At 64.7% G+C, this 14,589-nt stretch carries 11 protein-coding genes; 5 read left to right on the top strand and 6 right to left on the bottom strand.

Annotation, left to right across the window (positions count from 1 at the left end):
- Positions 1-77 precede the first annotated feature (77 nt).
- Entirely contained in the window at positions 78-1,193 is a 1,116-nt protein-coding gene (locus RMR04_RS10020; RefSeq protein WP_311914492.1) for a branched-chain amino acid ABC transporter substrate-binding protein, read from the top strand.
- Positions 1,194-1,394: 201 nt separating this feature from the next.
- On the opposite strand, the gene RMR04_RS10015 is transcribed toward RMR04_RS10020, so the two are convergent.
- The 5 genes from RMR04_RS10015 to RMR04_RS09995 all read right to left on the bottom strand — a co-directional run bounded on the left by RMR04_RS10015 (position 1,395) and on the right by RMR04_RS09995 (position 5,928).
- Positions 1,395-1,949: an RBBP9/YdeN family alpha/beta hydrolase gene (locus tag RMR04_RS10015; protein WP_311914491.1), complete on the bottom strand. Its 555-nt coding sequence runs from the start codon at positions 1,947-1,949 to the stop codon at positions 1,395-1,397.
- Positions 1,950-1,996: 47 nt separating this feature from the next.
- Positions 1,997-3,304: an adenylosuccinate lyase gene (gene purB, locus RMR04_RS10010; protein WP_311914490.1), complete on the bottom strand. Its 1,308-nt coding sequence runs from the start codon at positions 3,302-3,304 to the stop codon at positions 1,997-1,999.
- A 145-nt stretch (positions 3,305-3,449) separates the two neighbouring features.
- On the bottom strand, positions 3,450-4,133 hold the full coding sequence (rpe, locus tag RMR04_RS10005; RefSeq protein ID WP_311914489.1) for a ribulose-phosphate 3-epimerase: 684 nt from the start codon (positions 4,131-4,133) through the stop codon (positions 3,450-3,452).
- A 54-nt stretch (positions 4,134-4,187) separates the two neighbouring features.
- Positions 4,188-4,865, bottom strand: a complete 678-nt coding sequence (locus tag RMR04_RS10000) for a glutathione S-transferase family protein (protein ID WP_311914487.1) — start codon at positions 4,863-4,865, stop codon at positions 4,188-4,190.
- 97 nt (positions 4,866-4,962) lie between these two features.
- Positions 4,963-5,928, bottom strand: a complete 966-nt coding sequence (locus tag RMR04_RS09995; protein WP_311914486.1) for a hypothetical protein — start codon at positions 5,926-5,928, stop codon at positions 4,963-4,965.
- Positions 5,929-6,187: 259 nt separating this feature from the next.
- Between RMR04_RS09995 and RMR04_RS09990 the strand changes: the two genes are divergently transcribed.
- The 4 genes from RMR04_RS09990 (at position 6,188) to RMR04_RS09975 (ending at position 11,865) form a co-directional block, all read left to right on the top strand.
- The gene (locus RMR04_RS09990) at positions 6,188-7,435 is read left to right on the top strand and encodes an NAD(P)/FAD-dependent oxidoreductase (RefSeq protein WP_311914485.1); all 1,248 of its coding nucleotides are present in this window, start codon (positions 6,188-6,190) and stop codon (positions 7,433-7,435) included.
- A 223-nt stretch (positions 7,436-7,658) separates the two neighbouring features.
- Positions 7,659-8,798, top strand: a complete 1,140-nt coding sequence (locus tag RMR04_RS09985; protein WP_311914484.1) for a dipeptidase — start codon at positions 7,659-7,661, stop codon at positions 8,796-8,798.
- 282 nt (positions 8,799-9,080) lie between these two features.
- On the top strand, positions 9,081-10,946 hold the full coding sequence (locus RMR04_RS09980; RefSeq protein WP_311914483.1) for a methyl-accepting chemotaxis protein: 1,866 nt from the start codon (positions 9,081-9,083) through the stop codon (positions 10,944-10,946).
- Positions 10,947-11,055: 109 nt separating this feature from the next.
- Positions 11,056-11,865, top strand: coding sequence for an RNA methyltransferase (locus RMR04_RS09975; protein ID WP_311914481.1), 810 nt, complete (start codon positions 11,056-11,058; stop codon positions 11,863-11,865).
- Positions 11,866-11,962: 97 nt separating this feature from the next.
- On the opposite strand, the gene RMR04_RS09970 is transcribed toward RMR04_RS09975, so the two are convergent.
- The gene (locus RMR04_RS09970) at positions 11,963-14,146 is read right to left on the bottom strand and encodes a TonB-dependent hemoglobin/transferrin/lactoferrin family receptor (protein WP_311914480.1); all 2,184 of its coding nucleotides are present in this window, start codon (positions 14,144-14,146) and stop codon (positions 11,963-11,965) included.
- Positions 14,147-14,589 lie beyond the last annotated feature (443 nt).

The following is a 14,589-nucleotide window of genomic DNA, read 5'->3' as shown; positions in this document are numbered from 1 at the left end:
GTCTCACGGTAGCCGCGCGCGCCGAGACGGGCGGACCATCCAGCCCGTTCATAGTAATCATAGGGGAGTCTGATCTCATGAAGAAACTGCTGTTGAGCGGTATCGCGCTCGGCGCCGTCCTCGCCTTCTCCGGCGTGGCGAATGCACAGATCAAGTTCGGCGTCGCCGGACCGATCACAGGCCCCAACGCCGCCTTCGGCGCCCAGCTGAAGAACGGCACCGAGCAGGCGATCGACGACATCAACGCGGCTGGCGGCATCCTGGGCCAGAAGATCGCGCTCTCGGTCGGCGACGACGTCTCCGATCCCAAGCAAGGCGTCTCCGTCGCCAACAAGTTCGTCGGCGACGGCGTCAAGTTCGTGATCGGCCACTTCAACTCCGGCGTCACCATGCCGGCCTCGGAAGTCTATGCCGAGAACGGCATCGCGATGATCTCGCCTTCGGCCACCAACCCGAAGATCACCGAGCGCGGCCTCTGGAACGTGTTCCGCACCTGCGGTCGCGACGACCAGCAGGGTGAGGTCGCGGCTGCCTATATCGCCAAGAACCTCAAGGGCAAGAAGATCGCCATCGTCCACGACAAGACCACCTATGGCCAGGGCCTCGCCGACGAGACCCGCAAGGGCCTGACCAAGGCGGGCGTCAAGGACGTGCTCTATGAAGGCGTCAACGCCGGCGAGAAGGACTATTCGGCACTGATCTCCAAGCTGAAGTCCGTCGGCGCCGACTACCTCTACTGGGGTGGCCTGCACACCGAAGGCGGCCTGATCGTGCGCCAGATGCGCGACCAGGGTCTGAAGACCGTGATGATCTCGGGCGACGGCATCACCACCGACGAGTTCGCCACGATCGGCGGCCCCGGCGTCGAAGGCACGCTGATGACCTTCCCGCCGGACCCGCAGAAGCGTCCTGAAGCCGCGGCCATCCTCAAGAAGTTCGAGGCCCGCAAGTTCAAGCCGGAGGCGTATACGCTCTATTCCTACGCCGCCGTCGAGATCTTCAAGCAGGCCGCCGAAGGCGCCAAGTCCCTCGATCCCAAGAAGGTCTCCGAGTACATGCGCTCGGGCAAGACCTTCAAGACCGTGATCGGCGACATCACCTACGACAAGAAGGGCGACATCACCCGCCCGGACTACACCGTCTACACCTGGAAGAAGGGCGCCGACGGCAAGATCACCTATGTCGAGAATTGATCTCGACGGCTGATCGCGCTCACGCGTGAAACGAGACCGCCTCGGAGCAATCCCGGGCGGTTTTGTTTTGGAGGTGCCCGAACCGGGCATCCGCATCATTGCGAGAAGCGAAAGCGACGGGGCAATCCAGGGGGCTGTGTGAGACCTCCTGGATTGCTTCGCTCACGCTCGCAATGACGATTGAATCAAACCCGCAGCCGTTCAGCCCAAGCGCCTGAGAAAGCTCGCGAACTGCAGCAACCCGTCCGGCCAGGGGCCATGCCCGGACTCAGTGTTGAGGTGGCCGCTGTCGCCGGCATCGACGAAGGTCGCGCCCCAGGCTTCCGCCAGCGCCCTCGCCTCGTCCAGCGAACAATAGGGATCGGTCGCGCTGGCGATGACCGTGGCGGGAAAGGGCAGCTGCTCGCGCCTATGCGTGGCGAATGCGGCCTCCATGTCCGGAAGCGCGCGTTTCGCGGCCTCCGACGGCGGAGAGACCAGGAACGCCCCCGCGACCTCGCCGGGCTTCAGATGTTCCGCCGCATGCGCGACCGCGCTGACGCCGGCCGAATGCGCGACGAGCACCACGGGGCGCGTGGCGGCTCGCACCGCCTCGATGATGCGCGCGGCCCATTCCTCGCGTCGCGGCTTGTGCCAATCCGCCTGCTCGACGCGCCGCGCCGTCGGGAGCTTGGCCTCCCAGCGGCTCTGCCAGTGGTCGGGCCCGGACCCGGACCAGCCGGGGATGATGAGGATGTCGGCTTCGGAAGATTTCATGAAAGCTCAGATAGCGACGCTCGCGCACTTGTCCAGACGTGGATTGCTCACGCCTCCCCGAACACCCGCGCAAAGATCGTGTCGACATGCTTGAAGTGGTAGCCCTCGTCGAACATCGCCTCGAGTTCCGCCGCTGACAACTTCGCCGTCACCTCGGCATCCTTCTTGAGGTTGGTGAGGAAGTCCTCGCCATGCTCCCAGGTGCGCATCGCGTTGCGCTGGACGAGCGAATAGCTCTCCTCGCGGCTAGCGCCGGCCTGGGTCAGGGCCAGCAGCACGCGCTGCGAATTGTGCAGGCCGCCGAGCCGGTCGAGGTTCTTGCGCATGTTCTGCGGGTAGATCAGCAGCTTGTCGACGACGCCAGTCAGCCGAGCGAGCGCGAAATCGAGCGTCACCGTGGCGTCGGGGCCGATCATCCGCTCGACCGAGGAATGCGAGATGTCGCGCTCATGCCAGAGCGCGACATTCTCCAGCGCCGGCACGACCATGCCGCGCACGAGGCGGGCAAGCCCGGTCAGGTTCTCGGTCAGCACCGGGTTGCGCTTGTGCGGCATCGCCGAGGAGCCCTTCTGGCCGGGCGAGAAGAACTCCTCCGCCTCATAGACCTCGGTGCGCTGCAGATGCCGGATCTCGGTCGCGAGTCGCTCGACCGAGGAGGCCACGACGCCAAGCGTGGCGAAATACATCGCATGCCGGTCGCGCGGGATGACCTGGGTCGAGACCGGCTCGACACTCAGCCCCATCTTCTCAGCGACATAGGCCTCCACACTCGGATCGATATTGGCGAAGGTGCCGACCGCGCCCGAGATCGCGCAGGTCGCGATCTCGGCCCGAGCTGCGACCAATCGGGCCTTGCAGCGGTCGAACTCGGCATAGGCTTGCGCCAGCTTCAGCCCGAAGGTCACCGGCTCGGCGTGGATGCCATGCGAACGGCCGATTGTCGGCGTCAGCTTGTGTTCGAAAGCCCGGCGCTTGATCGCCGCAAGCAGTGCATCGACATCCGCGATCAAGAGGTCGGTGGCGCGCGCGAGCTGCACCGAGAGCGTTGTGTCGAGAATATCCGAGGAGGTCATGCCCTGATGGACGAAGCGGGCTTCCGGCCCGACGATCTCGGCCAGATGCGTGAGAAACGCGATGACGTCATGCTTGGTGACGCGCTCGATCTCGTCGATGCGCGCGACATCGAAGGTCGCGTCCTTGGCCTTGGCCCAGATCGTGGCCGCAGCCTCCTTTGGCACCACGCCGAGCTCGGCGAGCTTGTCGGTGGCATGCGCCTCGATCTCGAACCAGATCCGGAAGCGGGTCTGCGGCTCCCAGATCGCAACCATCTCGGGGCGGGAATAGCGCGGGATCATCGTCTCGTCCTTATGACAAACGAGCCCTCATCCTGAGGAGCGCTCCGCAGGAGCGCGTCTCGAAGGATGCTCCAGAAGGCGCTCGCTGGATCATCCTTCGAGACGCCGCTTCGCGGCTCCTCAGGATGAGGGCTGTACTAAAACCTTAAACCCACTGCCCACGCGCGGCTTCGGCCGCCTTGCGGATCGCGGAGATATTGGCGGCATAGGCGGCAGGTCCGCCCTTGAACACGGCAGAGCCGGCGACGAGAACATTCGCTCCGGCCTTTGCCGCGAGCGGCGCGGTCTCAGGGCTAGCCCCGCCATCGATTTCGAGTGCGATCGGCCGCTCGCCCATCATAGCACGCACCCGGGCGATCTTCTCGAGCACGGAGCGGATGAAGCTCTGCCCGCCGAAGCCGGGATTGACAGTCATCAGCAGGATCAGGTCGAGATCGTCGAGCAGCGGCTCGATGGCGCTTTCATGCGTGCCGGGATTGAGCACGATGCCGGCCTGCTTGCCGTGGCCCCGGATCGTCTGCAGCGTCCGGTGGGCATGCGGCCCGGCCTCGACATGGAACGAAATGAGATCGGCGCCCGCCTTGGCGAAGGCTTCGACATAAGGATCGACCGGCGCGATCATCAGATGCACGTCGAAGGGCTTCTTGGTGCAGGGGCGGATCGCCTTCAGCACATCCGGCCCGAAGGTGATGTTGGGCACGAAATGCCCATCCATCACATCGCAATGGATCCAGTCGGCCCCCGCCTCGTCGATCGCACGCACTTCCTCGCCCAGCTTCGAGAAATCGGCCGAGAGGATCGAGGGGGCGATACGGATGGGAGCGCTCATGCGCCAAGCGTTTAACGCCCGCAGGCCGGCGCCGCAATCAAATCCAGAGGCTTTTCAACGCCGCTTCACCGGGTATGACAGCCGCCGGTCGGCCTCGGTCACTTCCTCAACGGCCACAGCGAAGGCCGACCGGCTGCTCAAACGGCCAAACCAGCCGGCAAGCTCGCTATAGTCGGCTAGCGACGGGCCGCCGAGACGCAAGCCCCAAAACAGGGTCATGAACAGCCCGATATCGGCCACGGACAACGCCTCGCCGAAGAAGTCGCGGCCGGCCAATCGCTCATTAAGCCCGCAATAATGCCGCGCGAGCTCGGCCTCGGCGATCAGCGCATCGGTCTCCTGCGCCACCCGCTTGTTGCGGTCCGCCGTCGGCGGCTCGCTGCGATGCATCAGCGGGCGCACGGCCATGAACAGGATTTCGTCCGCGAACAGCTCGTCCAGCCGGCAGCGGGCGCGCTCCGCCGGGGTCTTGGGATAGAGCGACGGCTGCGGATAGGCCTCATCGAGATATTCGAGGATGATCGTGGAATCGTAGACGACAAACCCTTCGTCATTCAGGATCGGCACCTGCCTTTTCGGGTTCAGCGCCAGCACTTCAGGATGCCTGGGCTCATAGCCCGCGGTCTGGCTGAAGGGCACCATGATGCGCTCAAAAGGCAGCGCCTTCTCCCGCAGCGCGATCTCGACCTTGCGGGAGAACAGGCTGAGCGGCCCGGAATAGAGCGTGATCATGACGGCGAGGCCCCCGGTTTCGTTGGGGCGACCTTCGCAAAGCGAGCCGTCAGCTCACGGCAGGAGACTTCAAACCTCAGGCTTCAGGTCCAAGACTTCAGGCCTCCCTGCGGCGAATACGCGCCGCGAGGCCGCGCAGCAGCCAAGGCTGCAGATAGATCGGGAACTGCGCCAGGGCAAAGAACAGGAAGGTCGAGGGCGGCACGCCGGCTCCCAGCGCCGCAACGATCATGCCCATGTTCCGCTGGCCCGAGCCGTAGCCGATCATGAAGCGCTCCGAGGCCGGCAGGCGGCGCAAGACGAAATAGGCCGTGAGCAGCCCGAAGCCCGAGACCGCGAAGACGCAGGCCAGGAAGAGCAGGACGCGCTTGGGATCGTCGATCGCCGCCTGCGTGACGCCGTCCATCGCGGCGATGGCGAAGATGAAATACATCAGCACGCCAAAACCATCGAGATTGGCCTTCATCCCCTTGATCCGCGCGACGCCGAGCCAGACCCGTAACGCCGCCGCGACCGCCATGCCACCGCCGACGAAGAGCAAAAGCCTGAACGCCAAGACCCAGCTGTCGAGCGGCACAGCGGCGCCCGCCAGCAATTCGACCAGGAAGGGCGCGACAATCGGGCTGATGATCGTGGTCAGGATAACGCAGGCGATGATCAGCGACGGCTCGAAGCTATAGAGGATCGCAACCGCCGGCGACGACATGATCGGCGGCGCGGCGCCCATGATGGCGAGCCCCAGCAGCAGCCCCGGATCGAGCGCCTCCCGACCAAGCAGGAGGAAGGCCCCGCCGATCATCAGGACCGGCGCCGCGACCAGCCAGAGACAGGAGAGGATGAGCTTGCCCGGCCGCCGCACAAGCCCGGCGATGATGCCGAGATCGGCCCGCATGAACACGATCGTGGTGAAGCAGAAAATCGTGATCGGCAGCACCGGACGCGCCGCAGCCGAGAACTGCGGCAAGGCCAGTCCGAGGAAGATCGAGAGCGCGAAACCTTGCGTGCCATGACGGCCGAGCCAGGCCAAAGCGGCGGCGATTGAAGCGGCGAAACGCGAAAGCATGAAGGCCCGGTTTGGACTGGAAGGGCCGCGACACTCGCCGATCTGCCGCCTTGCGTCACCCGCCATCGCCGCAGGCCCGCCCTGCGTCCGCAGAAAATTGCGAGAGAAAGCCGGCAAAGCGAGGCAAACCCACGGCTTGCCGCCGATTGGCGCAAATCTTGCGAAACTTTGGCCGTAAGGCCGCAAAAATGCGCCGTGGCGCTGACATCGCCCCACAAACGGCTATTTTGCTGCAGCAGCGAGCTGGCAGGAGCATGACATGCAGACGGATACCATCGTCCTCGGCGCAGGGATCGTCGGCATTTCGGTGGCGCTGCATCTGCAAAAGGCGGGCCGCTCCGTGCTGCTCGTCGACAAGCGCGGCCCGGGCCAGGAGACGAGCTACGGCAATGCCGGGCTGATCCAGCGCGAGGGCGTCTACCCCTACGGCTTCCCGCATGATTTCGGCGCGCTCATCCGCTACGCGATGAACAACACCATCGACGCGCACTACCATTGGAGCGCGATCCCCAAGCTGGCGCCCTTCCTGTGGTCGTACTGGATGCATTCGCGCGCCTCGCAGCATGAGGCTATCGCCCATAAATATGCGACGCTGATCGAGCATTGCGTCAGCGAGCATGACGCACTTGCGCAGGAAGCCGGCGCGACCAATCTGCTGCGCCGCAAGGGCTGGATGAAGGTGTTTCGCACCGCAGCCCAGCAGGACGAGCGCCTGGCCGAGGCTGCGCGCTGGAACCGCGATTTCGGCCTGAACTACAAGGCTCTCGATGTCGCGACGCTGCGCAGCGAGGAACCTCATCTCGACCAGAGCCTGATCGGCGGCCTGCACTGGACCGACCCGGTGACGGTGGTCGATCCGCTGGGCCTGTCCAAAGCCTATGTCGCGCGGTTCGAAGAGCTCGGCGGCAAGCTCGCGCTCGGCGACGCCGGCACGCTGGTCCAGGACGCCGCCGGCTGGAGCGTGACGCTCACTGATGGCAGCAAGGCCCAGGCCAAGGACGCCGTCGTCGCGCTCGGCCCCTGGGCCGATGTGGTGACCACCAAGCTCGGCTACCATCTGCCGCTCGCGGTCAAGCGCGGCTACCACATGCATTACAAGGCGCAAGGTAACGCCGTGCTCAACCACCCGGTGCTCGACACCGAGCGCGGTTATTTCCTCGCGCCGATGCTGCAGGGCATCCGCCTGACCACGGGCGCGGAATTTGCCGACCGTGACGCGCCCAAGACGCCGGTCCAGCTCGCCCGCGCCGAGCCGATCGCCAGGACGCTGTTCCCGCTTGGCGAGCGGATCGATGCCGAGCCCTGGCTCGGCCGCCGGCCCTGCACACCCGACATGATGCCGATCATCGGCCCCGCGCCCAAGCACAAGAACCTGTGGTTCTCGATCGGCCACGCCCATCACGGGCTGACGCTGGCGGCCGTCACCGGCCGGATGATCGCCGAGATGGTAACGGGCCAGAAGGTCTTCGTCGATCCGACCCCGTTCTCGGCTGCGCGGTTCGGCTGAGGCGGTGTCATCCCGCACGCGCTGCAGCACACAGTGCTGCTGCGCAGATGCGGGACCGCTCTTGGTAAAGAGGCGCCCTCTCGTCACGCGGTCCCGTGTCTACGCAGCAGGGTTTTACGCTGCGGCGCGCACGGGATGACACCCCTGCGCTTTCCCCTCTCGCTTCTCACGCCCTGCCCTGCCACGATCCCGGCCGCTCTCGATTCCAGCTCAAGGTTGCGCCATGGCCCTCGCCGAAGCTCCCGTTCAGGACAATGCCTACGTCGCCGCGCTCGCACTGCTCGACCGCGCGCCGATGATCGACGGCCATAATGACCTGCCCTATGTCATCAGGCTCGACCGCAACGCCAAGGGCGATGTCGCGGCCTATGATCTCGCCAAGCTGCATCCCGACGTCGACACCGACATTCCGCGCATGCAGGCCGGCAAGCTCGCCGGGCAGTTCTTTGCGGCCTATGTGCCGCCGAACCACCCCAAGCCTGCCGGCTTCGCGCTCGCCCAGATCGCGCTGATGCGCGACATCCTGAAGCGCCATGCCGACGTGTTCCGGCCGGGCCTCTCGGCTGCCGATGTCGCTGCAGCCAAAGCCGAGGGCAGGATCGCGCTGTTCATGACGATCGAGAACGGCTCGGCGCTCGACAATCAGCTCGATGCGCTCGACGCCTATTACGATCTCGGCGTGCGATTGATGACGCTTTGCCACAACGGCACGCATGACTGGTGCGATTCCGCGACCGACGCCCCAAAGCACAACGGCCTGACCGCCTTCGGCAAGGATGTCATCGCGCGCATGAACAAGCTCGGCATGGTCGTCGACCTCGCCCATGTCTCGCCCAAGGTGATGCATGACGTGCTCGACGTCACGAGCGCCCCCGTCGTTTGGTCGCATTCCAATGCGTTTTCGCTCTGCGACCATCCGCGCAACGTGCCCGATGACGTGCTCGATCGCGTTGCCGGCAATGGCGGCGTGGTGATGGCGACCTTCGTGCCCGATTTCATCAACCAGGCCGCGCGCGACTGGCACCGCCCGGTCAAGGACCAGTACGGCAAGACACCCGAAGGGCTCGATTACGCCAAGGCGGAACAGGAGATCGAGCGCAAGGTCGGGCCCCGCCCCAAGGCAACGCTGCCGCAATATTGCGACCATCTCGATTACCTCGCCAAGCGTATCGGCCACGACCATATCGGCGTCGGCTCGGACTTCTTCGGCTGGGTCAATCCCGATGGGCTCGAGGACACCACGGTCTTCCCCTCGCTGATCGCGGAATTGATCCGGCGCGGCTGGTCGGAAGACAACCTCGAAAAGCTTGCCGGCGGCAACACGCTGCGGGTCATGCGGGCGGTGGAGAAAGCTGCCGCCTGATTCGCAGGACGGCGCCGGAGCGTTTTCGAGCGAAGCGGATACCGGTTCGCATGAACAAAACGCGTTAAACAATGGGCCAGAGCAATTTCCGACCCAAGTGGATCCGAAATTGCTCTGAAAGCCGACTTCCCGGGATTTCAACGCCCCTGGATTGCATATCCGAACCGGGCACGCCCGATACGTGTAGAAATGGGTGATTTATCAGCTAGAAGCTGTTGATTTCATTGATCCTTAACCGCCTTCGCTAACCATCCCGATCAGCAGCAGCAGCTCGAGATGGCCATGATCAACCTGAATAATATCAAGATCGGTACGAAATTCGTCAGCGCCATCATCCTGATGGGCCTGATCGGGCTGGGCGCCTGCCTCTATGCCGGCCGGCAGATGAAGCAAATCGACACCGACTACTCCGTCATGCTGGACACCCGCCCCAAGGCCATCCTCGCCAGCGCCCGCGCCTCGCGGACGGCGAACGACCTGATCGGGCAAACCTACAAGATCATCGCCTACCCTGCCGGTGCGCCCGCGATCGCCGAGGCCAAGGCGCAAGGCGAGTCCTCGTATAAGGACACGCTCACCTATCTCACCGAGGCTGCCACGATCCTGCCGGAGATGAAGGAGCGTTTTGAAGGCTTCGCCACGCAGGCGCGCGGCCTGAAGGCCTCCGTCGACCAGGCCATCCAGCTCGGAGAGCAGGATGAGAATACCAAGGCGCTGGCGGTGATGAGCACGCTGGACGGCAAGCTTCGCGGGCTCGTCAGCGAGATCGCCGCCTTCAACACGGCGCTGCTCAAGGATCTCGACGCCAAATCCGATGCATTGACCGCGACGACCGAGCACACAGCCGCCATCACCCTCGCAGCCAGCGTCGCTGGGCTCCTGCTCGGGCTCGTCGGCGCCATCCTGATGTCCTCGCGCACCATCACGCGCCCGCTGGACCGCCTGAAGCTTGCGATGAGCGAACTCGCGGCCGGCAATTTCGACGCGGCTGTCGAGGGCGACGCCCGCAAGGACGAAGTCGGCGCCATGGCCAAGACCGTGCTCGTCTTCAAGCAGAACGGCCTCGAAATGCGGCGGCTGGAAGAGGAGACCGTACAGTCCCGCACCGCCTCCGAGACACAGCGCCAGCAGATCGAGCGCGACCGCGCCGCCAATGCCCGCGAGCAGGAACGCCTCGCCACGGAACAGCGCGAGGTCATGGATCTGCTCGCCGGCGGTCTCGACATGCTGTCCAAGGGCGACCTGACCTGCCGGATCGATAGCGATGTCGCAGCCGCCTATGAGAAGCTGCGCGACGACTTCAACACCGCGGTCGCCCGCCTCAGCGAGACGGTCTCGACGATCCAGGCCACCTCCACCGATGTCGGAAACTCGGCCCGCGAGATCAATATGGGCGCTGACGACCTGTCGAAGCGCACCGAGGAGCAAGCCTCCTCGCTCGAAGAGACGGCGGCCACCACGGAGGAACTTGCAGCCTCGGTAAAGGCCTCGGCCACAGCCTCCAGGCAGGCGGTCGCGCTGGCCGAACAGGCGATGTCGGTCGCGGAGAAGGGCGGCGCCATCGTCACCAACGCGGTCGATGCGATGGCGCGGATCGAACTCGCCTCGAAGAAGATTTCGGACATCACCTCGGTGATCGACGAGATCGCCTTCCAGACCAATCTGCTGGCGCTTAACGCCGCGGTGGAAGCCGCCCGCGCCGGCGACGCCGGCAAGGGTTTTGCCGTCGTCGCCTCCGAGGTCCGTACCCTGGCGCAGCGCTCCGGTGACGCCGCCAAGGACATCACGGCGCTGATCGGCGAATCCGGCCGCGAGGTCGAGCAGGGCGTGGCGCTGGTGCGCTCCGCCGGCGAGGCGCTCAACCAGATCGTCGAAGCCTCGCGTAAAGTCTCCGCGACCGTGACCGACATCTCGGCCGCCTCCGCCGAACAGGCCAACGGCATCGACGAGATGAGCCAGACCGTGGCGCATATGGACGAGATGACCCAGCAGAACGCGGCGCTCGCCGAGGAAAGCGCGGCCTCGGCCACATCGCTGCTGAGCCAGATCCAGCGCCTCAACGGCCTGGTCGCGACCTTCCGGACCCATACCAGCTCGGCCAGCCAGCAGGCCCCAATGGTGCAGCCGCAGCGCCGCTACGCCGCCTGATCTCAGGCCGGCAGGCCGCCCGGCAAGAGATCGCTCGCTCAAGAGATTGCTTGCCGAAGCTGCTCCATCCGTTAAGGGCTCGCTCTCTTCCCGAGAGCGAGCCCATTTCATGACTGGATCCGGCACAGACCGCACACGCCCGCCGACCATGGTGCCGGCCCCGGTCATCATCCTGGTCGAACCGCAAATGGCCGAGAATATCGGCATGTGCGCCCGTGCCATGGCGAATTTCGGCCTGTCGGAGATGCGCCTTGTCGCGCCGCGCGACGGCTGGCCGACGGGCGGCGGCCTGAAGAAGGGCGCAACCTCCGCAGCCTCTGGTGCGACCCATATCCTGGAGAACGCCAGGCTCTTTCCAGACACCGCCTCGGCCATCGCCGATCTCAACCATGTGCTCGCCACCACCGCCCGCGAGCGCGGCCAGATGAAGCGCGTGGTCACGCCGGCCGAGGCGATGCCGCCGCTCGCGGAGCGCGTCAGCACAGGCGAACGCGTCGGCATCTTGTTCGGGCGCGAGCGCATCGGCCTGACCAATGAGGAGATCAGCTTCGCCGACGCGATCCTGACCTTCCCGGTCAACCCGGCCTTCGCCTCGCTCAACCTGGCGCAGGCCGTGCTGCTCGCCGGCTATGAGTGGTTCAAGGCGACCGGCGGCGAACCGCCCTTCCGCGAGAGCAACACCTCGCCGCCGGCGACGCGCGAGACGATCCTGTCGATGTTTGATTATGTCGAAGGTGAGCTCGACATCTGCGGCTTCTTTCCACCGGGCAAGAAGCCGGTAATGACCGCCAATCTGCGCGACATCCTGCACCGGCTGAGCCTGACCGAGCAGGAGGCGCGCACCTTGCGCGGCGTCTTCAAATCGCTGGCCGAAGGGCCGCGGCGGCTGCGCGTGCCCAAGCCACCGCATGGCGAATAAAAAAGAGCCACCGCATGGCAAATGAAAAAGCCGGCCACAGGCGGCCGGCTTTCGACATTGTCAGCCGGCGCCGCGGCACCCGCCGAGAGATCTGTTCTCAGAACTGGTACTTCATCGTCGCCTTCACGGTGCGACCGGGCTCGCTGTAATAGTCGCGGCCCTGGGGGCGCGAGAGCGGGACATTGACGGCATCGAAATACTTGCGGTCGAAGATGTTGTAGACTCCGACCTGTAATTCGAGATCCGCGATCTGCGGCAGCGGCCGCCACCACGCCGAAGCATTGAAGATCGCATAGCCCGGCGCCTTGAAGCCGGTGCCCCCTGAAACCGTCGAGACGTCGTCGCGCGCAGCCGCCAGCTTGGTCGAAACCTCGGCCCCCCAGACATCGGTGCCGTAAGCGATCGCGACGATACCCTGAACCGGCGGGATCGAGTTCAGGAAGGTGTTGTCGTCCTTGTTCTGTCCGCGGGTATAAGCGAACGAGCCGCGCGCCAGCCAATTCGCTGCGAAGGCGTATTGCCCGTTGAGTTCGACACCCTGGATCTCGGCACGGCTTATATTCCGATAGCCGGTGATGCCCCCTTGCGGATACAGCCCACCGACGCCCGCCGCCTGAACCTGATAGGTCTCGATGAAATTGCGGTAATTGGTGTTGAAATAGGTGATCGAGCCGCCGAGCTGCTTGTCGCCGAAGCGCAAGCCGACATCGATGCCGTTGCCGACTTCAGGGCGCAGATTCGGATTGCCGGTGCGCAGATAGGTGGAGGTTCCGCCGAAGCGGCCATAGAGTTCGTCCGCCGTCGGCGCCCGGAAGGTCTTGGCCCATTGCGCGAAGACGGTAACGTCCTTCACCAGGGGCGCGTTCTTCAGGATGTCGTATTCGAACCGGACGCGCGGCGACCAGCCCGTGTCGCTCGATGACGGCGGCAAACCGACCGGGCGCGAGCCGCCATTCGTGTAGGCCGGCGTATCCTGCGGCTTCTCCTCGTACCAGTCGAAGCGCACGCCAGGCGTGATGCGCAGGCGGTTGTCGATCAGGCCGATCTCGTCATGCGCGTAAAGGCCGACGAGCTTTCCGTCGATCTTCGGCTGGTCGGCCTGGTTGGTGAAAAGGTTGTTGCAGGTGGCGAGCGCCCCCGTGAATGCACCCGACGCCGGACGCGCCGGGCAGTTGTCGACGCCGGCCGAATACTGCTCCAGCGAAGTGGTGCGCAGCTCGGTGCCAAGCGTGACGCGGTGCGACAGCACGCCGGTCTGGAAGTTCTTCAGCAGATGGCCGTTGAAGCCGTAGGCGTTCTCTTCATTGGAATTGTCGCGGACATAGGGGCCGACGATGCTCGTGAAGCGCCAGGCATTGGTGAGGTCGTCGCGCTTCAGCCGCTGCCAGTAGAGCGTCGCATGCGCCTCGTCGATGAAGCCGCCAGGCTGCTTGTAGTCATAGGTCAGCGAAACACGGTTACGCTCGACGTCCTCGCCGCTCTGATAGGCGCCCGGACGGAAATTGCCGGTCAGCGAGACCGTATTGTTCCGGACCTGGATGCGATCCGCGCGCTTGAAGAACTCGGCGGTGAGGCCGAAGCGATGCTCGCCGACCTCCTGATAGATCTTGCCGAGGAAGTTATACTGGCTGAAATCGCTCGGGTTCGGCGCCGTGCGCGTTGCACCGATGCTCTTGTTCGAGCCCTTGCTGTCGATCTCGTGGCCGTCGCGGAAGCCGCCTTGCAGCAGGACGGAGGTGTTGCCCATGCGGGCGGCGACCGCACCGCTGCCGAACCAGGCCCGGTCGGTGCTGTCATAGCCGGTCTTGGCGAGCGCACCATAGGAGCGGCCGTTACGCAGCAGGTCCTCGGGGTCGAGCGTGCGCACGGCGAGCGCACCGCCGAGCGCGCCGCCGCCCAGCGTGCTGGCGCCGCTGCCGCCGCGCAGCAGGTCGAGCGTCGAGAGCGAATCGAAATCGAAGGCGTTCTGGGCGCCGCGAGTGATGCGCGTATCGATCAGGAAGGGTTGGCGAATGCCGTCGATCGTCGTCAGCACGCGGGCGCCGTCGAGGCCGCGGATGTTGAGCGAATTGTTCTGGCGATTGAAGCTGATACCGGCTTCGACGCGGTTTGCCAGATCCGTCAGATTCTGAACCTGCTCGCGGTCGAGTTCCTGGCGCGTCACGCGGGTGGTCGTCGGCCCGCTGAGAAGCGCCCCTCCGGGCACGCCTTCCCCCTGGACGTTGATCTGGTCGAGAACCACCGGACTGTCCGGATTGGCCGCGCCGGCAACGGATTGCACCCGGCTTTGTTGCTGCGCGTAAGCCGGCCCAGCCATCAAAGCCAACATCAAGCTTCCAAGCGCCACGCCCCCGCGCAGTCTACCGGAATAATCGCCCATCGCCCAAGTCCAGTCCTTGTCACCGCAACCCAGCGAAATCGCCGCGCCATCGGAGATTAAAATGAATATAAACAAGGCCTTATACAGCAGTACAAGACGACGATCAGATATTTGCCATATTTGTAGCTGTCAATCTTTTGCGGCACCGCAACTAAACTATGGATTTATTCTAACGAACAACTGAAGCGCCAAATCGACTGCCTCTAATGCGGCAAATCGCTCCGCAGCTGCGACATGCTTGGCAACATTCGGCTCCCGCGCGCGTCACTCCCGATCTCGTGATCGTCACAACGCCGCCGCAAGACAGCTTCCTATTGCAACGCACAAGCGCCGGAGCATCATGG

The sequence above is a fragment of the Bosea sp. 685 genome (assembly GCF_031884435.1).
Taxonomy (GTDB): domain Bacteria; phylum Pseudomonadota; class Alphaproteobacteria; order Rhizobiales; family Beijerinckiaceae; genus Allobosea.
Note: the sequence above shows the minus strand (reverse complement) of the source record. Positions and strands in the feature narration are given on the sequence as shown.

Coding starts and splice junctions, on each gene's coding strand:
- RMR04_RS10020 (WP_311914492.1), top strand. CDS start 78: ATGAAGAAACTGCTGTTGAGCGGTATCGCGCTCGGCGCCGTCCTCGCC.
- RMR04_RS09975 (WP_311914481.1), top strand. CDS start 11,056: ATGACTGGATCCGGCACAGACCGCACACGCCCGCCGACCATGGTGCCG.
- rpe (WP_311914489.1), bottom strand. CDS start 4,133: ATGAGCGCTCCCATCCGTATCGCCCCCTCGATCCTCTCGGCCGATTTC.
- RMR04_RS09980 (WP_311914483.1), top strand. CDS start 9,081: ATGATCAACCTGAATAATATCAAGATCGGTACGAAATTCGTCAGCGCC.
- RMR04_RS10000 (WP_311914487.1), bottom strand. CDS start 4,865: ATGATCACGCTCTATTCCGGGCCGCTCAGCCTGTTCTCCCGCAAGGTC.
- purB (WP_311914490.1), bottom strand. CDS start 3,304: ATGATCCCGCGCTATTCCCGCCCCGAGATGGTTGCGATCTGGGAGCCG.
- RMR04_RS09985 (WP_311914484.1), top strand. CDS start 7,659: ATGGCCCTCGCCGAAGCTCCCGTTCAGGACAATGCCTACGTCGCCGCG.
- RMR04_RS09990 (WP_311914485.1), top strand. CDS start 6,188: ATGCAGACGGATACCATCGTCCTCGGCGCAGGGATCGTCGGCATTTCG.
- RMR04_RS09995 (WP_311914486.1), bottom strand. CDS start 5,928: ATGCTTTCGCGTTTCGCCGCTTCAATCGCCGCCGCTTTGGCCTGGCTC.
- RMR04_RS10015 (WP_311914491.1), bottom strand. CDS start 1,949: ATGAAATCTTCCGAAGCCGACATCCTCATCATCCCCGGCTGGTCCGGG.